The organism is Allochromatium humboldtianum (genome assembly GCF_013385175.1).
GTDB classification, from domain to species: domain Bacteria; phylum Pseudomonadota; class Gammaproteobacteria; order Chromatiales; family Chromatiaceae; genus Thermochromatium; species Thermochromatium humboldtianum.
On the sequence record NZ_JABZEO010000001.1, the window covers coordinates 113185 to 134968 of the forward strand.

The 21784-nt window shown below is 60.6% G+C and carries 20 protein-coding genes and 1 pseudogene; 8 read left to right on the plus strand and 13 right to left on the minus strand.

The genetic code is table 11. From position 1 onward, the window contains the following. Window positions 1–32: 32 nt before the first annotated feature. The gene (locus HW932_RS00535) at window positions 33–1823 is read left to right on the plus strand and encodes an ABC transporter transmembrane domain-containing protein (RefSeq protein WP_176974551.1); all 1791 of its coding nucleotides are present in this window, start codon (window positions 33–35) and stop codon (window positions 1821–1823) included. Between the two features lie 89 nt (window positions 1824–1912). Here HW932_RS00535 and HW932_RS00540 read toward each other — a convergent pair whose 3' ends face one another. Together HW932_RS00540 and HW932_RS00545 are read right to left on the minus strand one after the other, a co-directional pair. Next, window positions 1913–2503 carry a DUF4145 domain-containing protein gene (locus HW932_RS00540; protein ID WP_176974552.1) on the minus strand — a complete coding sequence of 197 codons (591 nt, stop codon included), beginning with the start codon at window positions 2501–2503 and terminating at the stop codon, window positions 1913–1915. Between the two features lie 85 nt (window positions 2504–2588). Further along, a complete protein-coding gene (locus tag HW932_RS00545; protein WP_176974553.1) occupies window positions 2589–4241 on the minus strand; it encodes a hypothetical protein in 1653 nt (550 codons plus the stop codon). 119 nt (window positions 4242–4360) lie between these two features. Between HW932_RS00545 and HW932_RS00550 the strand changes: the two genes are divergently transcribed. Beyond that, window positions 4361–4582 (plus strand): hypothetical protein, encoded by a 222-nt coding sequence (locus HW932_RS00550; protein ID WP_176974554.1) that lies wholly within the window; start codon window positions 4361–4363, stop codon window positions 4580–4582. A gap of 198 nt (window positions 4583–4780) precedes the next feature. Here HW932_RS00550 and HW932_RS00555 read toward each other — a convergent pair whose 3' ends face one another. From HW932_RS00555 to HW932_RS00565, 3 genes are all read right to left on the minus strand, one after another. Further along, window positions 4781–5251, minus strand: a complete 471-nt coding sequence (locus HW932_RS00555) for a hypothetical protein (RefSeq protein ID WP_176974555.1) — start codon at window positions 5249–5251, stop codon at window positions 4781–4783. An 81-nt stretch (window positions 5252–5332) separates the two neighbouring features. Continuing rightward, on the minus strand, window positions 5333–5761 hold the full coding sequence (locus HW932_RS00560; RefSeq protein WP_176974556.1) for a hypothetical protein: 429 nt from the start codon (window positions 5759–5761) through the stop codon (window positions 5333–5335). Window positions 5762–5763: 2 nt separating this feature from the next. Further along, on the minus strand, window positions 5764–7083 hold the full coding sequence (locus HW932_RS00565; protein ID WP_176974557.1) for an AAA family ATPase: 1320 nt from the start codon (window positions 7081–7083) through the stop codon (window positions 5764–5766). A gap of 190 nt (window positions 7084–7273) precedes the next feature. Here HW932_RS00565 and HW932_RS21710 point away from each other — a divergent pair, with 190 nt between their 5' ends. The 3 genes and pseudogenes from HW932_RS21710 (at window position 7274) to HW932_RS00575 (ending at window position 8495) form a co-directional block, all read left to right on the plus strand. Beyond that, complete coding sequence (locus HW932_RS21710) at window positions 7274–7630, plus strand: hypothetical protein (RefSeq protein ID WP_246296588.1); 357 nt, start codon at window positions 7274–7276, stop codon at window positions 7628–7630. Window positions 7631–7640: 10 nt separating this feature from the next. Further along, a pseudogene (locus HW932_RS22145) lies at window positions 7641–7883 on the plus strand (tyrosine-type recombinase/integrase); the annotation flags it as partial. Between the two features lie 120 nt (window positions 7884–8003). Next, window positions 8004–8495, plus strand: a complete 492-nt coding sequence (locus tag HW932_RS00575) for a low molecular weight protein-tyrosine-phosphatase (protein ID WP_176974558.1) — start codon at window positions 8004–8006, stop codon at window positions 8493–8495. Between the two features lie 108 nt (window positions 8496–8603). Here HW932_RS00575 and rne read toward each other — a convergent pair whose 3' ends face one another. Then, a complete protein-coding gene (rne, locus tag HW932_RS00580) occupies window positions 8604–11711 on the minus strand; it encodes a ribonuclease E (protein ID WP_176974559.1) in 3108 nt (1035 codons plus the stop codon). A gap of 733 nt (window positions 11712–12444) precedes the next feature. On the opposite strand from rne, the gene HW932_RS00585 reads away from it, so the two are divergent. From HW932_RS00585 to HW932_RS00595, 3 genes are read left to right on the plus strand one after another with little or no spacing between them, the layout of a single operon-like run. Next, complete coding sequence (locus HW932_RS00585) at window positions 12445–13323, plus strand: RluA family pseudouridine synthase (protein WP_425485080.1); 879 nt, start codon at window positions 12445–12447, stop codon at window positions 13321–13323. Window positions 13324–13326: 3 nt separating this feature from the next. Next, complete coding sequence (locus HW932_RS00590; protein WP_176974561.1) at window positions 13327–13986, plus strand: HAD-IIIA family hydrolase; 660 nt, start codon at window positions 13327–13329, stop codon at window positions 13984–13986. Between the two features lie 33 nt (window positions 13987–14019). Continuing rightward, on the plus strand, window positions 14020–15030 hold the full coding sequence (locus HW932_RS00595) for a S49 family peptidase (protein WP_176974562.1): 1011 nt from the start codon (window positions 14020–14022) through the stop codon (window positions 15028–15030). 67 nt (window positions 15031–15097) lie between these two features. On the opposite strand, the gene HW932_RS00600 is transcribed toward HW932_RS00595, so the two are convergent. From HW932_RS00600 to HW932_RS00630, 7 genes are all read right to left on the minus strand, one after another. Then, window positions 15098–15706, minus strand: a complete 609-nt coding sequence (locus HW932_RS00600; RefSeq protein ID WP_176974563.1) for a hypothetical protein — start codon at window positions 15704–15706, stop codon at window positions 15098–15100. Window positions 15707–15760: 54 nt separating this feature from the next. Continuing rightward, a complete protein-coding gene (locus HW932_RS00605; protein ID WP_176974564.1) occupies window positions 15761–17218 on the minus strand; it encodes a DUF294 nucleotidyltransferase-like domain-containing protein in 1458 nt (485 codons plus the stop codon). A 33-nt stretch (window positions 17219–17251) separates the two neighbouring features. Beyond that, entirely contained in the window at window positions 17252–17629 is a 378-nt protein-coding gene (locus HW932_RS00610; RefSeq protein WP_176974565.1) for a response regulator transcription factor, read from the minus strand. Between the two features lie 10 nt (window positions 17630–17639). Further along, window positions 17640–20381, minus strand: coding sequence for a sensor histidine kinase (locus HW932_RS00615; protein WP_176974566.1), 2742 nt, complete (start codon window positions 20379–20381; stop codon window positions 17640–17642). 10 nt (window positions 20382–20391) lie between these two features. Then, complete coding sequence (locus HW932_RS00620; protein WP_176974567.1) at window positions 20392–20592, minus strand: hypothetical protein; 201 nt, start codon at window positions 20590–20592, stop codon at window positions 20392–20394. Between the two features lie 79 nt (window positions 20593–20671). Then, window positions 20672–21037: a TusE/DsrC/DsvC family sulfur relay protein gene (locus HW932_RS00625; RefSeq protein ID WP_246296590.1), complete on the minus strand. Its 366-nt coding sequence runs from the start codon at window positions 21035–21037 to the stop codon at window positions 20672–20674. Between the two features lie 145 nt (window positions 21038–21182). Then, on the minus strand, window positions 21183–21776 hold the full coding sequence (locus HW932_RS00630; RefSeq protein WP_176974568.1) for a thermonuclease family protein: 594 nt from the start codon (window positions 21774–21776) through the stop codon (window positions 21183–21185). Window positions 21777–21784 lie beyond the last annotated feature (8 nt).

The window sequence follows — 21784 nt, forward strand, 5'->3', positions numbered from 1 at the left end:
ACCCAACAACCCGCGAACCTCTCGACCCATCCATGCGCGACATCAAAGCCAACCTCGTCGACCGACCCGCCACCCGCAATCTGGCCGCGCTCAAGCGGCTGCTCCAGTTCGCCTGGCTCTATCGGCGTCGGCTGGCGCTGGCGCTGGTCGCGCTGCTGATCGCGGCCGGTTCGGTGCTCGCCTTCGGTCAGGTGATCCGGGTGGTGGTCGATTCGGGACTCGGCACCGGCTCGGTCGAGGCGCTCGATCGATCGCTGCTGCTGTTTCTGTTCGTGGTCGTGCTCACGGCGGCGGCGATGATGGTGCGCAGCTATCTGCTCAACTGGCTCGGTGAGCGGGTGGTGGCCGACATCCGTCAGGCCGTCTTCGAGCGGGTGCTGGCACTGGATGTGGCCTTTTTCGAGACCACGCGCACCGGCGAGGTCATTTCGCGGTTGACCAGCGATACGGCCATTCTGCAAGTGGTGGTCGGCTCGACCCTGGCGATGGCAATCCGCACCACACTGCTGATCGTCGGCGGCGTGCTGATGCTGGCGATCACCAGCCCCGGACTCACCGGGCTGGTGCTGGCCGGACTGCCGATCGTCATCGTTCCGGTCTGGGTCTTCGGGCGGCGCGTGCGGCGGCTCTCGCGCGCCAGTCAGGACCGGGTCGCCGACGTTGGCGCCTATGTCGACGAGGTCATCCATGGCATCCGCACCGTGCAGGCGTTCTGTCACGAGCCGATCGACAGTCGCCGCTACGGCGATCAGGTCGAGGCGGCGTTCGATGTGGCCATGAGCCGTTCGCTGTCGAGCGCGGCGCTGTCGGGGATCGCGACCCTGCTGACCTTCGGGGCCATCGGCGTGGTGCTCTGGGTCGGCGGGCATCGGGTGCTCGAAGGCACCCTGAGCGGCGGTGAGCTCTCGGCGTTTCTCTTCTATGCCATCGTGGTTGCCGGGGCCGTGGGGTCGCTGAGCGATCTGACCGGGCAACTGTTGCGCGGCGCCGGGGCCAGCGAGCGGCTGATGGAGCTGCTGGAGATCCAGCCGGCGATCCTGCCGCCCGCCGCGCCCGAGCCGCTGCCCGAGCCGTCGCGCGGACGGATCGAGTTGCGCGGGGTGCGTTTCGTCTATCCCTCGCGACCGGATACGCCGGCGCTCGATGGGCTGGATCTGACGGTCGAGCCGGGCGAGCGTCTGGCGCTGGTCGGCCCATCGGGGGCGGGCAAGTCGACGCTGTTCCAGCTCCTGCTGCGTTTCTATGATCCGGCGGCGGGGAGTCTGCTGTTCGATGGGGTCGACATTCGTCTGCTCGATCCGCGCGATCTGCGCAGTCGCATCGCGCTGGTACCGCAGGAGCCGGTGATCTTCGGCGCCAGCGCCTGGGAGAACATCCGCTATGGTCTGGAGAGCGCGAGCGATGAGGACGTGCGCCGTGCCGCCGAGGCGGCCCATGCGCTGGAATTCATCGAACGGCTACCGCAGGGTTTCGACACCCATCTGGGCGAGCGTGGTGTGCGGCTCTCGGGTGGGGAGCGTCAGCGCATCGCCATCGCCCGCACGCTCTTGCGCGATCCGGCGCTGCTGCTGCTCGATGAGGCCACCAGCGCGCTCGATGCCGAGAGCGAGCGTCTGGTGCAGGAGGCGCTCGAAACCCTCATGCACGGCCGGACCAGCATCGTCATCGCTCATCGGCTCGCCACGGTGCGCAATGCCGATCGGATTCTGGTGATCGATCAGGGGCGGATCGTGGCTGCAGGGCGGCATGATGAGCTCATGGCTCAAGGTGAGCTTTATGCGCGATTGGCGGCGCTCCAGTTTCAGGAGCCGTGCGGCGGTTGAATGGCTGTCCTGATGTTCCGGGGGCATCACAATCGTTTCTTCGCGGAACATGATCACACGGGACGCAACATTTATTTTCTTTCATTGATTCAACTGCCACTACTCATTTCCGCCGCTTGAATTAACGCAAGAGCCAAGCGATCCGCTAAAGCCGCAAAGCTCTTTGCTTGTTCAGCAGTGACATTTTCCGATGCGTGCGCTGCTCTGTTTCTTAATAGCCGTAATTCCTGATAAGCCGATACAAGTTGTGGTGGAAAATTTGGGTCATAATCTAGGTGGCCTAAAATAGTTTGCCCTGACCTCGGTTTTTCAATGCCTCTACTCTGAAAATAAAAGTCAAGTGTTCTCTCAATATTTCGCCAGCTTTCCATAATTGCTGCGTTCGGCATTAATTCCGTCAGTTCATCGATCATCTCTTTTCTTGTTTTTGGCGGCGGAGGATTTTCGAGAGCTGGAAGTGGCTTTTGAGACGGCAACTTTGCGACCGCTTTATTTAGCTCTCCTTCTGCCTTTTCTAAATGGGAGCCGAAATCAGCTTCAAAATGCTTGGTTTTAATGCGACGTACATCCTTGAGTCGCTCAGAGATTGGTCTGCGGAACATAAGACCAACAATCACAATAGCAACAGGCCAAGAAAGAACCTGACCTATTGTGTTTGAAAGGAATGTCAACCAATCCATGATGCCTCTTCTTTACAAGCCCAACGTTCGCCATCACTGGCGAGAATGGAGCGCAGCGGAATTTTCGTCCGAGTGAATGGCATTGTTAGCACTTTCTTAGGCGACCCTCGCGGACTGTTGTTGCCAGAAACTCTATAAAACCCAATGCTTGACTCAATATTCCCGCAAACACTGCACTCAGGCTCTGATCATCAACCCCGAAATCATTGGCGATTTTCCTGTAGTTGCTTCCTTTTCGATGCGCCGAACTACTTGAGCGGAGATTTTGAAGCTTGCGCAGGAAAGCAATTTGCGATTCGTCGCCTTCCACACTACTTTTTTGCAGAGCCGCTTCAAGGCGCGAAATGCTGCCCTTGAGATTAGGCCGATCAGCTTCAGGAACTAGCTTGTTGAGTTCCTTTTCATTCAAAGAGTCAATAAGCAATTTCGTTAGCCCTAAAACCAGCTCATCAAAATCGCGCTGCTCGTCAGATGCAGGGATTCGTACGCTTTTGATAAAATACGCGTCTCCGGCATCCAGTGGCAGAAGGATTTGCCAACCAAGGTGCTCGCTACAATCTCTCTGTAATTGCGCGTATCCGTTAACAAACAAGTGTTCGGGGCGTTCCGAATCCGCAAACTGCGCCAGTATCTGACGCTGGAAGTATGTCTTGCTGACACCCCCTTGCGGGTGGATATTGAAGCTGCGCCAGTGAAGTTGCTCTTTGAACGGCAGATCTCTACCCAAATCACCTAGCCATGCGCAAACCTTATCCTCATGATGGTTGTCAATCTGCATGCTCCAAAGACTGCCGCACCATAGCATCGAATCCTCAACCGAATATTTGGATGGCTGCTGAAAGTACTTGTCGAGAACCTGCTTCCGAAAGTGAACCGGAGTCAAGTAATTTGGCGCTTCCCGATTTGCGCCGAAAAAATTCGCCAGGGCACCAGGATCTGAGGTGTAGGTTTCCTCATCGCCGTATTCATCCAAACCTATTATGAACTCTACGTATTTCTTATCTGCCTTTTTTTCAAAACCCCATAAGCCGCTTTTCGATTTTGGCAAGGGTTCCACCAGCCGCTTCCCCAACAGCCGACTGAATGCGCATTGCTCCCCAATACCGTGCAAATCGCCATAGAAAAGACCCCAGGCAGCTAAGCCATCCCTCCGTTCTTGGCCACCCTCGTCCAATTCGAGTTCTTTCAATGTATGGATTGAGTGCTCGCGACAGTCGAACTGGATTGATAGATGCATCTCACGTATCGCCAAAAATTGTCGGATCTCCTTTACCCTGATTAGGACGCGATCGTCTTCAACGACGGCCACAACTGTTTCGCTTCCGTCGTCATCAAACTTAAGGTATCGATCCGTCTTTCTATCGTGATATAGCCTGTGAAAGAGGCGAAACTCTTCCGATATCTCCTTGTAGTCATCGCGCATCCCATGAAAGACACGATCAATAACAAGCGGCTCAATCCCATCGTCATCGCCGAAACGAAGATACTCAACGCGCTCATCTTCATGGTCATGGTACACGGCAGATCCAGGAACACCACCGCCATGCGAGAGATCCCATGTTAATGACGACAGAACATCATCAACTCGATCACTTGGCACCAGAGCGCAGTAGATACCGTGGCTGTGCGGAGCGGTGGTGTTTGAGTAATACACCGGCAGCATATCGGTGAGTTGCAGATTGCGAGTCAACGACTCAAGCATCGTTTCTTGCGATAACCGCTTGCATTCTTGTTCCATGCTCATCGGATCGTCTCTGGAATATCCTTAGGTGCTAACGCCGTAAATGAGGGGCGCTGAGCGACAGCGAAGCGTCCCTCTCAATTTACATTGTTAGACATTTTTTTTGAGGATTTAACATGAACAGAATTCCAGATGTTTATGAAGTTACTTCATTAAGAAACACCTCTCCTATTGAGGATGAAAGGGTGGGCATTGGATTCAATATGGAGAATGGGAAAATCATTAGAATCAATATTTCAGTTAGTGATGTAAAAATGATTCATGACAGCTTATCCCATTCCATAGGATCTTCTGGTATTCCAAGCATTGATGTATCAAGCAAATTGCCTGCTGAATGATGAAGAACTGAAAATGTGGCATTTTGAGTTAGATCATCAACTGCTTGATGAATATTGATATAGCTACCCAAGCTTTCGCCGTTGTAATAAGGATGAAATCTTCCGTCATGCGATTGGCATATATAAAAGTTTCCTGCTTTTGTACTGCATTTCAGAAGTTTTCTCATAATCCTTTCCTTATGATGGCTAACGCCAGCTTCAGCCGCCGCGAGCGTAGCGAGCGGTCGGACTGGAGGCATTCGTTAGGCGTTTGATTGCGGGTTGATTTAGTGCCTGGGAAATAGTTTCAACCAGACCTTTTTCCCTAATAAGTGCGATCACAACCCGAATTGATAAAACCAATACTGCGGCTATCCAAAATACAGCAGCCAGCATGGTCGAAAAAAAAGGCGAAACTAATAATCCGCCACCATCATGATTGAATATCCATTCTTTCTCTTCGGAACTTGTGGCCAGGTCGTTTAACTCTACCCACCAAAAACCAAACATAAGCGTAGGTATTGCAACAGAAGCTATTGCTAGAAAGGTAATATACAGAAACGCGATGCCCTTCCGAGATTTTACTGCAGAAACAATTAAGGCCAGCAATCCTAAGCAGATAGGCAGCAAGATAAACCAGGATCCCAGCTGTTCTCCTTCTTCTAAGATGGCTACAAATTCAGGACTCATGCTTCATCCTAACGCCAGCCGTAACCGGCGCAGTTGTAGTGAGCGCAGCGAACGAAAATTGCGTCCGAGTTTACGGCCTTGTTATATTTTCTCTTCAATCTTTCTGCTTCCTTTCAGCAGATTGCCGCCACTTGCAGCCAACTTCTTCTTCAAAGCGACCAGTTGCGTCGATTGTATATCCGGTCGAGGCACTCTTGAACAGACAATTCGGCCAAATAGTATTTTACCGCAAAGATCAGTGGCAAAATGGTTTATCGTGGAATGTATCTGACTGGCGGCTTTCTTAATATCTTCGCCCTTCAATTCAACAAAAAAGACGAAATCGTTTTCGACTACCTCTAAAGCATTATCGCAACGTTTCGTATCAGATGACATGGCGTTACTATCTATTTGATATCTGATTACACGCTTTTTGCCATCATTCAATGCCTTGTATATCATCCCATTTTCACTAAACTGCGGCACTTTTCGTCTGTCATCGCTTAAGACAACTGCACAAGAAGACAACATTATCAAACCTCCTTGTTGGTTTTGTTCTCGACCGCAAATAAACGCTCGTATTCAACGTTAACCATATCGGATGCAATATCAACTAATTCAGTCTTATACATCGACAGCTCTTTATCGAACAACTCTGCCACCCCACCATCGCTAACAAAGTACCCATCTGTTGAATTTGGGTTTAGCCATTCGTCATCCGCGATAATTTCGGAAACCGCTCTGCGATTTCTTTTGCCGACTTGCCCTGCGTATATATGATTGTTAACTGCGGACAATATATATGGGGAATGCGTGGTTAGAATAAATTGACATCTGCTGGAATTTGCGACATAACAAATTAATGCCACCATCTCCTTCTGTGCGACGGGGAATAGATGAGCCTCTGGCTCCTCTATGAAAATCAGTGCTTCTACCTTTTCTAGAAGCACAAGAAACAACGACAATAGTATCCATACCGACTCCTGCTGCCCAGAAGATGCAAAATTGATTTTTGTAAACTTTCCTGCGCCTACATACAGTTTTCCGCCTTCTTTGTCGTGTCTGTATTCTGCTTTAAGTATTTTTTTTATGATCGCCTCAGCCTTTCTTAAAGCGCCTCTATGAGTTACGGATGCTTCAAGAACGTGCCTTTCCTTAATGATTTCTTCTAGGCTCTTATTAAAAAATGTTTTTGTCGCATTAATTCGCTCGATAAACTGACGCATCGGGTAATCAAGTTGGTGCGGATGGATGTACTGCAGTTGATCAGAGATTGTAGATAGCAAACTCCGCCCCGCTGGAATAAAAAATATTTCTTTATTAAAAGACAACAGTCTGCCGAGTTGATCTTTCAATATGCCAATAATTTGTGCTCGTGTTCGCTCCTTGTCTATTACGTTTGGTGTAGCGAACAAACCCGGCGCGCTCCCACCTTCGATTCCTAATTCCCTAAAAGTACCGAAATGGTCCTTAATAAGAGAAATTATATTTTGGCTAAATCTAGGTGTGATATATTTGTGGCGCTCGCTGTCAAGACCTATCTCGGCCCACGTATTTTGGCCATACTCAAACTTAATATAAAGATCCTTCGCGCTTGGAATCGGTCCCCAGAATTCTATAAAACGACGACGAACGAGCTTTGTGAAATTGGCGAATTCCAGCTTAGATCGCGAACTATCTAACTCGTCAAGGATAAACTCGATTGCGCTTTCTCGAATACTCAAAAAGAAAAACACTAACTTGCTAATGGTGCTTTTCCCAGAGGATTGAGGGCCAATCAGTACTAAGAAATTCTCGATTTGAATTTCACATTCACTGATCGGGCCAAAATTTCTTACCATTAATTTTTGCAAAGTCCACTCCTGGCAGACGTGGTTTTAAATATAACAGTTAATTAGACGGAATGTTGGTCCGGCGTGCTAGACAGATTCCGCCTAGCACCGTTAGCATGGATTCTGCCTAGCGTCGCCAGACGCCGCCGATTCGTTCAAGCGACGCTATACCGAATCCACACGCTTTGTCTGTGAATCTGACTCATAGCATATGCCGGAACATCAAGCAACCGAAAATGCTGCTAAGGAGCGTTTTTGGGACCAGTTCATCGCCAGAGCCCGTCAGTCTGGCGTCAAGGAAAACGCGCTTCGGTGGCATGTCCGCCGCGCGGAAGCCTATCTCGCGGCCTTCCCGGATAAGCGTCTAAAGCAACACACCCGCGAGGACGTGGACGGTTATCTGGAGCACATGGGTCGATTAGACGAAATCGATGACTGGCAGTTTGTGCAGATCGTCGAGGCTATACAGAATCTGCTTGAGACCGCGAAGGTCCCGGTGGCGTCGGAGGTGGATTGGAGTTCTGGCGGGCTTCGGCGCGGACGCTTGAGGCGAATCACCCAACGATAGCGCGGTGTTTCTGCCGGAGGCCCTGGCACGCAAATGGCCGAAGGCCCCGAAGGATTGGATTTGGCAGTACGTGTTTCCGAGCGGTCGGCTCTCGGTCGACCCACGCAGCGGCCAGACACGCCGCCATCATGTCCATGAGAACGGATTATAAAAGGCGGTGAAAGCGGCAGCGCAACGAGCGGGAATCACAAAGAAGGTGAACTGTCATTGTCTGCGCCATTCCTTCGCGACCCATCTACTGGAATCCGGCTATTGACCACGCTTCATCAACCCATGACCTTAACGGAGGAGGCGAGACGGGTGGCCTAACCACACTTCGCGTACTAGGCTGTCCCTGCCCGCCCTGAAGGACGGGATTTCTCGCACAAGACAGATGAACACTGAAAGCAACCCGGTCCGGATCCTGTTCGTATGCATGGGGAATATCTGTCGATCACCGACCGCGCACGGCGTGTTCCGTCGGCTGGTCATCGACGAGGGCCTGTCACACCGCATCGAGATCGACTCGGCCGGCACCCATGCCTATCACATCGGCGAGCCGCCGGATCGACGCGCGCGCGACACGGCGCGGATGCGCGGCATCGACATCGGCGATCTGCGCGCACGCCTAGCCGAACCGGACGACTTCATCCGCTTCCACTATGTGCTGGCGATGGATCGGGACAATTACGAAAATCTGTCGCAGATCTGTCCCAAGGGCCTGGAAGACAGACTGAGACTGTTCATGGAGTTCGCGCCCGAGCTGGGCATTCGCGAGGTGCCTGACCCCTACTATGGCGGTCAGCGCGGCTTCGAGCAGGTGTTCGACATGGTCGAGTCCGCCGCGCGCGGTCTGCTGCTGGACATCAAGAGCCGCTATTTCTGAGTCTGGGCGGTATCGAACGCCATCCAACCGTTTGGCCGACCGGATCTGTGTCCGGGTCGGCTGAAACGATTGGATGGCGGCTTCGGCTTGGGGAGGCGTGGAATGGCCTCAGGCGTCCTGGCCTGTCCGATCCGGTTCGGCGCGGCGCTCAGGTGCGACCTCGGAGGCCGTATCGGCGGTGCGCGGCGGCGGTTCGCCGGGTGCCGTAGGCGTGGTCGCTTCGGTTACGGGAGCCGGTTTCGCCATGGGCGCCGGCGTTGGCTCGGCTGAAGCCGCTGGAGCCGTTGCGGTCACAGGACTGGGTTCGGTTGATGTCGGGGGAGCGATCGTGGTCACAGGCGCCGGCGGCGAAAGCAACGGACGCTCAGCCGACGTCTGGACCGGCGCCGGCGCGACCGGGGCTGACTCGGCTGGCGCCGGTGCCGGAGCGGCAACCGGCTCGGACGCGACGACGACCGGCGGCGGCGAGGACGGCTCCGAAGGCTTTGGGGCCGGCGCCGGTTCAGGCGAGACTCCAGGCGACGCCATCGGTGCGGCCTCAGTCGTCGCGGTCGCCGTTGAAGCTGAAGCCGTCGCCACCGGCGATGCCGCTTCCATTGACCTGGACTCAGTATTGCTCGCCCGCTCGGAGTCGGGTCGACGGACGGATCTCTCGCGCGCATCGTCCTGACGCTCGGCACGCGGTTCCGTCACCTCATGGTTGGGCGAGCGTTCGGCGGCGGCATCGTTACCGTTGTCGATCTCCCGCCCGTTCTCGTCCAGGCGCTGAGTCGCGGGACGGCGCCGGTTGCGCCCGCCGCGACGTCGACGCGACGAACGTGAGCGCTCGGTGCCGGAGGCGTTCATCTCGCGATCGGTCTCGCCGTCGAACTGAATGTCCTCAGCCTCGCTCTCGGTCGTGTCGGCAGGCCGGCGCTCACGCGCGCCGTTCGACTCGGGCGGCGCGGACCGTGCCGGGCGCTCGTCGGTGCGTGCTTCGCGCCGCTTGGCTATCGCGGCCTGATCGCCGGCCGTCTCGGCCGACTCGCGCGCCACGGCATTCGTCTCAACCGCCCGCTCCTGACGCGCCGGGCGCGCTTGAGCATTGGCATTGGAGCCGCGTGAATCCCGCGATTCATCCGCTCGCGTTCCAGTGCCGTTCGGATTCGAGCCGCGCCGTCCGCGTCCGCGCGTACTGTTGCGGCGTCGATCCTCGCGACTGCTCTCGTCACCGCCGGTCTCGTCGCCCGCGTCCTCTTGCGGACGGCGTCGATCGCTCGTCGGCTGTGGCTGACCGCGCCGCCGCTCGTCGCGCGCCTGACGCGAACGTCCCGACTCATCGCCGGAACCCGAGGCGCCGGTACCGCTCGCAGAACGCTCCTGCGACCTGGACGTAGCCGCCTGCTCGGACCCGGCCGACGAACCGGAACGCCCACCGGCCTCGGTACGCTTGTCGGCGGCCTGCGGCTGAGTGTTGCCCGTTTCGTTCGAGCGCGAAACGAAGAGCCCGGTCCAGATGCGCTTGAGCAGGCTCTCGGACTCGGCGCGCTCGGTCTCCTTGCGGCTGACCGTGGTCGGCGGGGTCGGACGCGGACGCTCGGTCTGACGCGGTGCGGGCGTGCTCGGGGCGATGAGCTTGACTGCCGGCTCCTCGATCCGAACCGGCTGACCGAGCTTGGCATAATGCGGCGCGGCGGCGCTCGGCTCGGGGACGCTCTTCATCGTATAGCTCGGCACTTCCTCGGGCGCCTTGCCGGCGATGTCCTGAGCGCGGATACGCTCGATCTTGTACTCGGGCGTCTGGATGTGCTCGTTCGGGAGCAGCAGGATCTCGACCTCCTGGCGCTGCTCGATGTCGAGGATGGCGCGACGCTTCTCGTTGAGCAGGAAGGTCGCCACACTCACCGGAAGCTGAGCCTGGAGACGCTGAGTGCTCTCCTTCATCGCTTCCTCTTCGAGGATGCGCAGGATTGAGAGCGCGAGCGATTCGACGCCGCGAATGGTGCCCTGGCCCTTGCAGCGCGGGCAGATCTGCTGGCTCGACTCGCCGAGCGAGGGACGCAGACGCTGGCGCGACATCTCCAGCAATCCGAAGCGCGAGATGCGCGCCACCTGCACCCGCGCCCGATCCTGCTTGAGCGCCTCGCGCAGCCGGTCCTCGACCGCGCGCTGGTTCTTCGGCGGCCCCATGTCGATGAAGTCGATGACGAACAGCCCGCCGAGGTCGCGCAGACGCAACTGGCGCGCGATCTCATCGGCGGCCTCCAGGTTGGTGTTGAGCGCCGTCTCCTCGATGTCGGCGCCCTTGGTGGCGCGCGCCGAGTTGATGTCGATCGAGGTCAGAGCCTCGGTGTGATCGATGACGATCGAGCCGCCCGAGGGCAACCGCACCTCGCGCTGGAAGGCCGACTCGATCTGGGTCTCGATCTGGTAGCGCGTGAACAGCGGCACCTCGTCCTGATAGAGCCGCAGTTTCTTGAGATTCTGCGGCATCACCTGACGGATGAAGTTCTCGGCGCGCTCATAGACCGTGCGGTCGTCGATGACGATCTCGCCGATGTCGACGCGCAGATAGTCGCGGATCGAGCGGATGATGACGTCGCTCTCCTGATAGATCAGGAACGGCGCCTTGCGGCTCTCACCCGAACTGACGATCGCCTGCCAGAGCTGGAGCAGATAGTCCAGATCCCATTGCAGCTCCTCGACGTTCTTACCGACGCCGGCGGTGCGCACGATCATCCCCATGTCCTCGGGGATCTGGAGCTGGCTCATGGCATCGCGCAGTTCGGTGCGGTCCTGACCCTCGATGCGCCGCGACACGCCGCCGGCGCGCGGGTTGTTGGGCATCAGCACCAGATAGCGTCCGGCCAGCGAGATGAAGGTGGTCAGCGCCGCGCCCTTGTTGCCGCGTTCCTCCTTGTCGATCTGGACCACGACCTCGCGGCCTTCCCGAACCGACTCCTTGATGCTGACACGCGAGCCGGGTTTGACGCTGTCGGGCTCGAAATAGGACCGCGCGATCTCCTTGAGCGGCAGGAAGCCGTGACGCTCGGCGCCATAGTCGACGAAGGCGGCCTCCAGACTCGGCTCGACGCGGGTGATGACGCCCTTGTAGATATTGGCTTTCTTCTGTTCGCGTCCCGGTGATTCGATATCGAGGTTATAGAGCAACTGCCCGTCGACAGTCGCTACGCGCAACTCTTCCGGCTGAGTCGCGTTGATGAGCATTCGTTTCATGTTGTTCCTGTCCTGCACACCACGGCGCGTGTCCCGTGGTTGAGCGCCGCGCCCCTGGGGTCTCGATCGGAGACCCGAGCGGGCGGATCGGCGCGTCGCCGTTCGACGCTCGAGTGGTGCGAGCACGGCGTCGGCACAGTCCGTTCAGTCGACGACCTTGGGTCGGGCTGGAACGGGCACGCGCATATGAACCATCGTTATACGGGGCCACTTGAGGCTCCCGCGTCTGTTCGGGCGGTCTAGGATCGATAGACAGCCCGCTTCGGAGCGGCGGATGTAGCACCGGCGGCGCTGGCGGCCTCGTCGGGCTACTCGGGGACGGCGCTGGGTGTAGAATTCGGCCTCGCTCGACGTCGCGAGCGGGCTGGACGCACGGCGCGGCCCCTCGAAGTGGCCTGGTCAGGTGTCGGATGCCGGTCTTGGGTCCGTGGGTCGGACTGGCGCCTCTTGGATGGGCGTTGGGTGCGAACCCCTGGATGCACTTGCCGCTCCGGAAAAATTCCGCATTTCACTTGGCCAGCGCAAGGCGTCAATGGTATCAGTGAACCCCACTTAGCAGCAATTGAGCCAAACGCTCAGGTTCAGATCCAAATTGAAAGCTTCAGCCTCCGTCACGAACTCAAGGACCGCCGATCGATCGCTCTCGTCCCCTCAAGGTGGGGATGCGTCGAAAGCGCCACAATATCTCCACATCGATGATCAGAGCGATGGTCAGCGTATCGACAATTTCCTGTTGCGCGTCCTCAAGGGCGTGCCGCGCAGTCATCTCTACCGGCTGCTGCGGCGCGGCGAGGTGCGCGTCAACAAGGGCCGGATCAAGGCCGAGTATCGGCTGAGCGCCGGGGATGTGGTGCGCATCCCGCCGATCCGGCTCGGCGAGTCGGCGCCGCCCGCCCGCGCACCCGAGGTGCAGTTGGCGCGGCTGGAAGGCGCGATCATCCATGAAGACGAACGGCTGCTGGTGATCGACAAGCCCTCGGGACTGGCGGTGCATGGCGGCAGTGGTCTGAGCTATGGCCTGATCGAGTCGCTGCGCCAGTTGCGTCCCGGACGCGAGCTGGAGCTGGTGCACCGGCTCGATCGCGACACCTCCGGCTGTCTGGTCGTCTGCAAGCGGCGTAGCGCGCTGCGCGAACTGCACGCCCTGATCCGCGAAGGCGGCATGGACAAGCGCTATCTGGCTCTGATCCTGGGCGAGCTGCCGCGCGCTGAACTGCTGGTCGATGCGCCGCTCAAGAAGAACGTGCTGAGCAGCGGCGAGCGTCTGGTGCGGGTCGATGCGCGCGAGGGCAAGGAGGCGCGCACCCGCTTTCGGCGTCTGAAGCGCTTTGCGATCGACGGTCAGGCGCTGACCCTGGTCGAGGCGGAACTCATCACCGGCCGCACCCATCAAATCCGCGTCCATGCCGCCCATCTCGGCGCGCCGCTGGCCGGTGACGACAAATACGGCGACGAGGCGGCCAACCAGCGGCTCAAGGGCTATGGTCTGAAACGGCTGTTTCTGCATGCGGCGGCGCTGAGTTTCAAACTCGAATACATGGCCCGTCCACTGCGTCTGGAGTGCCCCCTGCCGGACGAACTGCAACAGGTGCTGAACGCCCTGGAGAATTGAAGCGTGAATTTCGAACTGATCGTTTTCGACTGGGATGGAACCCTGATGGATTCCGAGGCGCGGATCGTCACCTGCATCCAGGCGGCCTTCCGCGATCTGGGACTGCCGGAGCCGGTGCGCGAAGTCGCGCGCGACGTCATCGGGCTCGGTCTGGACGAGGCGATGGAGCGTCTGCTGCCCACGGGGGATGCGGGGCTCCGTGCCGAAGTGGTCTTGCAATACCGTCGTCACTTCCTGGGCGGCGACCAGAGTCCCTCGGAACTCTTTCCCGGCGCGCGCGAGACGCTCGACTGGATGACCGGGCAGGGTTATCGGCTGGCGGTGGCCACCGGCAAGAGTCGCGCGGGTCTGAGCAAGGCGCTCGACGAGACCGGATTGCACGGCGTCTTCCATGCCACGCGCACGGCTGATGAGACCTTCTCCAAGCCGCATCCGCAGATGCTGCTGGAACTCATGGACGAGCTGGGCGCGCGCGCCGATGAGACGCTCATGATCGGCGACACCGAATACGACCTGCAGATGGCCAACAATGCCGGGGTACGCTCGCTGGCGGTCTGTTACGGTGTCCATGAGCCGGGGCGGCTGCTGGCCTGCGAGCCGCTGGCCTGTCTCGATTCGCTGTGGGCGATCCGCGACTGGTTGAGCGCCAGGCAGGCCGATTGATTTCAGCCGTATCCACTCTGTCCGAGGACCGCCATGAACTGGAAATTTTGGAAGAAACGCCGTGAGCCGATGCCCGCGCCCGGTCAGCCGGACTGGGAGCGCGCCCTGATCAACCGGCTCGCCGCCGAGTATCTGGATGACCAGCGCAAACGCCGGCGCTGGGCGACCGTGTTCAAGCTGCTGATCCTGGTCTATCTGATCGGCGTGCTGATCGCGGCCAACAGCACGGGCTTGTCCGACGCGGTCAAGGTCGGCGAGGATCATACGGCACTGATCGAGGTCAAGGGCGTCATCGCCCCAGACTCGGATGCGAGTGCCGATCGCGTCATCACCGCGTTGCGCGCCGCCTTCGAGGCCAAGCACGTCAAGGGCATCATCCTGCGCATCAACAGTCCCGGCGGCAGCCCGGTCCAGGCCGGCTACATCAACGACGAGATCAAGCGTCTCAAGGAGAAATACAAGAAGGACCACGACGGCAAGGACATGCCAGTCTATGCCGTGGCCGTGGATCTCTGCGCCTCGGGCGGCTATTACATCGCCGTCGGCGCCGATGCCATCTATGTCGACAAGGCCAGTCTGGTCGGCTCCATCGGGGTGCGTATCGACAGCTTCGGTTTCCAGGAGGCGATGGAGGAACTGGGCATCGAGCGCCGTCTGCTGACGGCCGGGGCGAACAAGGGCATCCTCGATCCCTTCTCGCCGCTCGATCCGTCACAGCGCGATTTCATCCAAACCGTGCTCGACCGGCTGCATGGCCAGTTCATCGATGAGGTGAAGCAGGGCCGGGGCGACAAGCTCAAGGGCGGGGACGAGCTCTTCAGCGGGCTGTTCTGGAGCGGTCAGGAGGCGGTCGAACTCGGGCTGGCCGATGGCCTGGGCAGTTCCAGCCAGGTGGCGCGCGAACTGATCAAGGCCGAGAAGATCGTCGAATACACCAAGAAGCGCGATCTGCTCGAATCCATCGCCAAGCGGTTCGGGGCGCTGGTCGGGATTGGGATGCTGGAAGGATTGGGCGTCTCGACAGGTTTGAGCCTGCCGCACTGAGGCGGCCGCCTTCCTGAGCCAAGCCACGGTAGCGGGCAAGCCGCACCGTGGCTCGATCCCTCATTCTTCAGTGTGTGAGCGCCGTTTGGATGGCCTCCAGATCCAGCTTCTCGAAATAGGCCTCGATCGGCTTGCTGTCGGCCAGCCGGCTGCCCTTGCCCTGGATCACCAGCCGGTTGCCGACCATGAGCGTGATCTCATAGTCGGCGCTGTCGGCGGCGTGCTCCAGCATTCCGCGATAGCCCTTGAACGAATAGGTCTTCATGTCCTGGTTGTTCTGCATCACGAAGGGCATGGACATGGCCATGGTCAGCATGGGCATCAGCGGCGAGTCGGCCATCAGGCTGAGCGTGATCTCGGCGCCGTCCTCACGCCGATAGATTCGGCTCAGGGTGGTGCCTGTGATCATGGCCGCCATGCCGCCGGCCTGCGACTCGGGTTCATCCGCCGTCCAGCCGGGGAGCGGCTCGGGCAGGAGCTTGACCAGATTGGCGGTCATCTGCTCCTGGATCTTGGCCACGGCGAAGTTGAGCGTCTCGATGGCGTTTCTCAGCTCGCCGGACTCGTAGGCCTTGCGGGCAGCCTCGATCTGATCACTCACTTCGTCGGCCTGGATGGGGCCGGCCAGACAGAGGCTCGCGGCGAGCAGTAGCCTCAGGGTGCGTCGAATCCTCATGGGTTGTGCTCCAAGATAGAGAGAAGAACGAAATCAGGCCCTGGCGGCGATGGTCTAGAGGCCGAACTCCTGACGCAACCGCCCCTGGATCTTGCGCGCCTGTTTGAAGGCTTCCTTGAGCATCAGCCGATGCAACTCGTTGAGATCGTCCGGGTCGACCCGGTTGACCGCGTCCGGATCCTGAGTCTGGAGTTGCTGCTCAATGCGGAAGCGCTGGATCAGATGGAAGGACTCGATCTCGGCGGCGATGTCTTCGGGCCGGCGCTGACGCAGACGCCCGACGGCGCGCAGACGCTCAACGGTATTGGTCGCCCACACACCCTCCTTCAAGGCCCAGAGCCGGGCGGCGTCCATGAAGAAACGCGCCCCCTGGAGCTTGAGGTCGAGGGTGTGCGGATAGTCGTGATGGCGGTCGAAGCTGAACTGACCGGCCCAGCCCAGCGGCGGACTGACCTCCAGACTCTGAGCGGCGAGCGCATGGAAGAAGCGCGTCTGCTCGGGCGCCGTGCGGATGAGCCAGGCACGCAGCTGGTCGACCGGCTCGCTGTTGCCGTAGAGCGGGCGGAAGTCGAAGAAGATGGCGCCGTGCAGCACCGCCTCGGGGTCGGGAACCTGCAACCAGTCGCTGAAGCGTCGGCGCCATTCGTCGGCGCTCAGACAGCAGTCGGGATTGCCGGCCATGATCCCGCCCCGGCAGCGCTCGAAGCCGCAATGGTGCAGGGCCTCGTTGACGGCCTGCGCGAAGGGCAGGAAACGCTCGCGCAGTGCGGGTGCGCTCTCGGCGTCGGGCGGGACGAACAGCAGTCCATTGTCCTGATCGGTGACGAAGGTCTGCTCCAGTCGGCCCTCGGAGCCGAAGACGATCCAGCACCAGGGCACGGCCGGCAGATCGAACTCGTCCTCGATGAGCTCGATGATGCGCATGGCGATGAGGTCGTTGAGTCCGGACATCCACTGACAGAGCGACTCCACCCCCATGCCGGCGCGAAACAGCTCGGCTCCACGGCGTCTGACACGATCGACCGCCAGCGTCATGGCGTACAGGTCGCGCGCCCCGCCGATAGCGGCGATCAGGGATTCGGCCCCGCCGGCCTTGAGTCCCAGCAGATCGGCCTGAGTCACCAGACCGAACAGGCGCCCATCCGGTTCGGTCAGGATCAGATGGCGCGCGCCGCGCTTGGCCATCATGACCTTGGCGCGGTGCGTGGGGGCATCGGCGGCAAGCGCCAAGGGCGCGCCGATCATGTGATTGGCGACCGGATCGTCGAGTTCGGCATTCTCGAAGCTGACGACGTGCAGGATGTCGCGCAGCGTCACCAGTCCGAGCGGCAGTTCGCTGGCGGCGTCGGCGATGACCGCCGCGTCCTCCTCGTCCTGACTGAATCTGTAGAGCACCTCGCGTAGCCGGGTCTCGGGCGGGACCACCAGCGGTTCGCGACGCGACAGGGAACGCAGCGGCGCCTGCTCGGCGCCGTTGTCACTGGATGTGGTTTCGATCTCGATCTCAGGCATGTCCGATCCCCTCGTCCTGGTGTAAACCGGCGCTCAATCATCCGTCGCGGCGAGCAGTTCCTTGACCCTGTCGACCAGCTCGCGGGTCGAGAAGGGCTTGGGCATGTAGGCATCGGCGCCCAGGGTCAATCCCTTCTCGCGCTCGGCCTCACGCCCCTTGGCCGTCAGCATGAGTACGCGGGTACGGGCGAGATCGGGATCGGCGCGGATCGACGCCAGCACCGCGAAGCCGTCGAGCTTGGGCATCATCACATCCAGCACCACCAGATCCGGCCGGTGGTTGCGGACGGCGACCAGACCTGCCTCACCATCGCGGGCGACATGAACGGTGTGGCCCTCGCGCATCATCAGGAATTCCAGTGAGATGACGATATTGGGCTCGTCGTCGACGATCAGGATGCGCTTGCTCATGGTCTATCCCTTAATCCTGGGTGTCTGGGGTGTGAGCGGGAAGCTCGAAGCAGAGGTTAGCACCTTTTTCGGGCCGGTTTTCGGCCCAGATGCGCCCGCCGAGATGTTCGACGATCTGACGGCTGATCGGCAGTCCCAGCCCGGTTCCGGACGGTTTGGCGTCACCGACCAGACTCTGACGGAACTTCTCGAAGATGAGTTCCAGCGCCTCTTCCGGGATGCCGGGGCCATTGTCGGCGACAGTCACGCGCCAGGCCGTTCCGAGCCGCACCAGTCCGATTTCCAGGCACCCGGTCTGGGGCGGGGCGAACTTGACGGCATTGGCGATCAGGTTCTCCAGCACCTGCACCAGGCGGTCGCGGTCGGCCCAGACCAGCGCCGGCTCCGACGGCAGATCGAGCCTGACCTGGATCTCGCGCTCCTTGACCAGTTGGCCGGTCACGGCCACGGCCTGATCGATGACCTCCTGGAGGCTCAAGCACTCGTTGCGCCAGTCGGCGTGTCCGGATTCGATCTTGGCCAGATCCAGCACCTGATTGACCAGTCGCGACAGGCGCTCGGTCTCGCTGACCAGGATGCCGAGGAAGCGTCGGCGCTGGGCGAGGTCGATCCTGGGGTCGTCGTGGAGGATCTCGGAGAAGGCGCGGATGGAGGCCAGGGGGGTGCGCAGTTCGTGCGTGACCGAGGACATGAAGTCGTCCTTGAGCCGGTCGAGTTCCTGGAGCCGCTCGTTGGCCGCGCGCAGTTCGGCGGTCGCCGCCTCCAGTGCGCGCGATTTCTGTTCGAGCTGATGGCTGTAGGCGCGGATCTGCGAGGCCTCGTCGAGGATGTCGAGCACCTCGTCGAGTCCCAGCGGCTCTTCCTGAGTGACAGAGGCGACCATCAGTCGCGCCGAGGCGCTCCCGATCGCGCCCGAGAGCAGGGTCTCGGCGAAGCCGACCGTCTCGGCGTCAGCCGGCAGGGCTTCGGGTGAATCCGTGTCGCGCGACCGGGCGTACCGGACGAAGGCGTCGCGGGTGCGCGCGACCCCAAGGAAACGCTCGGCCAGCGTCATGAGCTCGCGGATGTCGGCCCGTCCGCGCCACAGGGCCGTACTGGCGCGGCGTGGATAGCGCAGCGCGTCGACGAACAGACGCGCCTGTGCCGCCTCGATCGCGTTCGGCGCGCGCCAGGAGGATACCAGCAGAAAGGCGCCGACATTGGCCGTCAGGCTCCAGAACAGCCCATGGGTGATCTCGTTCCAGCCCGTGAGACCGAAGAGCGCCAGCGGGGCCAGCCAGTCCAGACCGCCGGGTCCGGACTCCATGAAGGCCGGCGGCAGCCAGCCGGACTTGGCGAAGGAGGGCAGCAGCAGGGTATAGACCCAGACCAGGAAGCCGGCGACCAGTCCGGCCAGGGCGCCGTCGCGGGTGCCGCCGCGCCAGTAGAGTCCGCCGATGACCGCCGGCGCGAACTGCGCCACGGCCACGAAGCTGATGAGTCCGATGCCGATGAGCGCATAGGCCTCACCGGCGAGCCGGTAATAGAGATAGCCCAGGATCAGCACCAGCACGATGGCCGCGCGCCGCACGGCCAGCAGCAGGCGTCCCAGCTCGGCGGGCGGCTGACGGCGGCGCCAGAACCGCATCAACACCGGCAGCACCAGATCGTTGCTGACCATGGTCGAGAGTGCGATGGTCTCGACGATCACCATGCCGGTCGCCGCCGACAGCCCGCCGATGAAGACCAGTAGCGCCAGCCAGGGTCGCTCGAAGGCGATCGGCAGGGTGAGCATGAAGGTGTCGGCGTCGACCGAGCCGTCCGGAAAGGTCAGGAGACCGGCGAGCGCGATCGGGATCACGAACAGATTGATCAGGAACAGATAGAGCGGAAACAGCCAGATGGCGCGCCGGATTTGACGCTCGTCGCTGTTCTCGACCACGGCGACCTGGAACTGGCGCGGCAGCAGCATCACCGCCAGCGCCGCCAGAAAACTGATGGCGAACCAGTCCTGTACCGGCGAGAGACTGGGTGCCAGCAAGGGCGCGAGCCGTTCGGTGAGCCGGGGATCGCGGCTCGCATCCGTCAGTTCGGGACCATCCAGGCCGAGCAGGCCCCAGGTGACGAAGAGTCCGAGCGCCAGGAAAGCGATCAGCTTGACGATCGACTCAAAGGCGATGGCTGCGACCAGCCCTTCGTGGCGCTCGCTGACGTCCAACTGGCGGGTGCCGAAGAGAATGGTGAAGGCCGCCAGCAGCAGGGCGATGATGAAGGCCGAATCGTGCCAGAGGGGCAGGGCGGTCGGCTCGGGCATCCGCACTTCCGGGTAGTGACGCAGGATCTCGAAGCTCCAGGCGATCGCCTTGAGCTGGAGCGCGATATAGGGCACGACGCCGACCACGGCGATGACCGTCACCAGTCCGCCCAGGAGCTGACTCTTGCCGTAGCGCGAGGCGATGAAGTCGGCGATCGAGGTGATGCGTTCGGCCTTACCGACGCGCACCATCTTGAGCAGCAGCGACCCCCAGAGCAGGGCGATCAGGGTCGGTCCCAGATAGATCGGCAGGAAACCGATCCCGTTCTCCGCCGCCCGGCCGACGCTGCCGTAGAAGGTCCAGGCCGTGCAGTAGACGGCGAGCGACAGGGCATAGATGGTCGGACGGGCGATGACCGAGCGGCCATGATCGGCCCGACGGTCGGCCCAGTGGGCGATGGCGAACAGCAGTCCGAGATAGGTGAAGGAGACCGCGATGATGAGCGCGCCCGGGATCATGCGGTCCGACTCAATCGCGGCCGCGGATCGCGATCCAGGCCGCCAGCGCGATCACGCCGGCCCAGACGCCATAGAGATAGAGGAACAGCGGCGGGAGACCGAGCCAATCCTCCCAGGACTCGGGCCGCAGTGCGAGCGGCGAGAACAGCAGCAGCAGGGCGATGAGGAACAGGGTCAGCAGACGCTGCCGGAAGAGGGTCGAGCGTGGCATCCCGTTGGCTCGCGGTCGGTTCGGTCGCGTAGCGCCGGATTGCAGAGTATCCGGCCGGCGCTCGCGATGGTTTCAGAGGTTATTGGACACTGCCGAACGACTTGTCGACCGCGCCCGAGGGGGCGGTCAGACCGGCGAAGCGGCAGCCCTGGGCGACCGGGCCGCCCGGAAAGAGACCATAGAGATACTTGAGGCCGCCCTGAGCGTGGAAGGACTCGTCGAGCGCGTCATGGAGTGCGCGGACATTGGGTTGTTCGTGGCGGGCGAAATAGTCCTGCAGGGCCTGGAGCGTGCGCCAGTGATCCGGGGTGAGTTCGAGTCCGTCGTGCTGGGCCGCCTCCTCGGCGACCGATCGCGTCCAGTCGACCGGGGCTTGCGGAAAGTCGGGGTCGGTGGCAGGGATCGCGCCTGGATTCAGGATCTCGCGCATGGTCGTGGTTGTCATTTTGTTGTCCTCCCGAGCATGGTGTGTCTCAGTGATGTCGGCCTGGCTCTGGGCCGGCGATGGGCGCGCTCGAGCGCGCCCATGACGTCATCCGATCGTCACACTGGAGTGTCGAGCCTTTCGGGAGCGAGTTCAATACGGGTTCCTACCCCCGTGAGCGACGTCTGTAGTCCCAGGGCCGCTGATGCTCGCCGCGACGACTCCAGATACCGCGCTTGGCGGCACGCGCCTCGCGTTCGGCGCTGGGGTAACGCGGACTGTCGCAATACTGCTCATAGACCGCCGCCTGACCGGCTTCGACCATTTCCAGGTTGAGCAGACGCGGCTCGGCGTCCGTGGTGTAGATCTCGCCGACCGTGCGGCCGTACTGGTCCTGATCGATCTTGACCAGCTTGACCGTCGGCGTCGTGATGGACTGGAGATGCTCGCGCGAGCGCGTGCCCCAGGGTTTCTGCGCCATCTCGGGCGCGTCGATGCAGTAGAGCCGCACCTTCACCAACTGGGCGCCGCAGCGCAGATTCATGGTATCGCCGTCGCTGATCTTCTCGACGCGGCAGTCCTTGCCGCTGAAGGGCAGCTTCCAGGCGCTCGGGATCAGGTCGCCGCTCCAGCGGTCGACGGCCCAGAGCGCCAGCCCGATCACGGCGATCGCGAGCGCCGAGCGCGGCGTGAGCGGACTTCGGCCATGGCCCCGGAGCTTCGCGCGCAGATACTGTTTCAGAAAGGTTTGCGGTCGCATGTCGAATC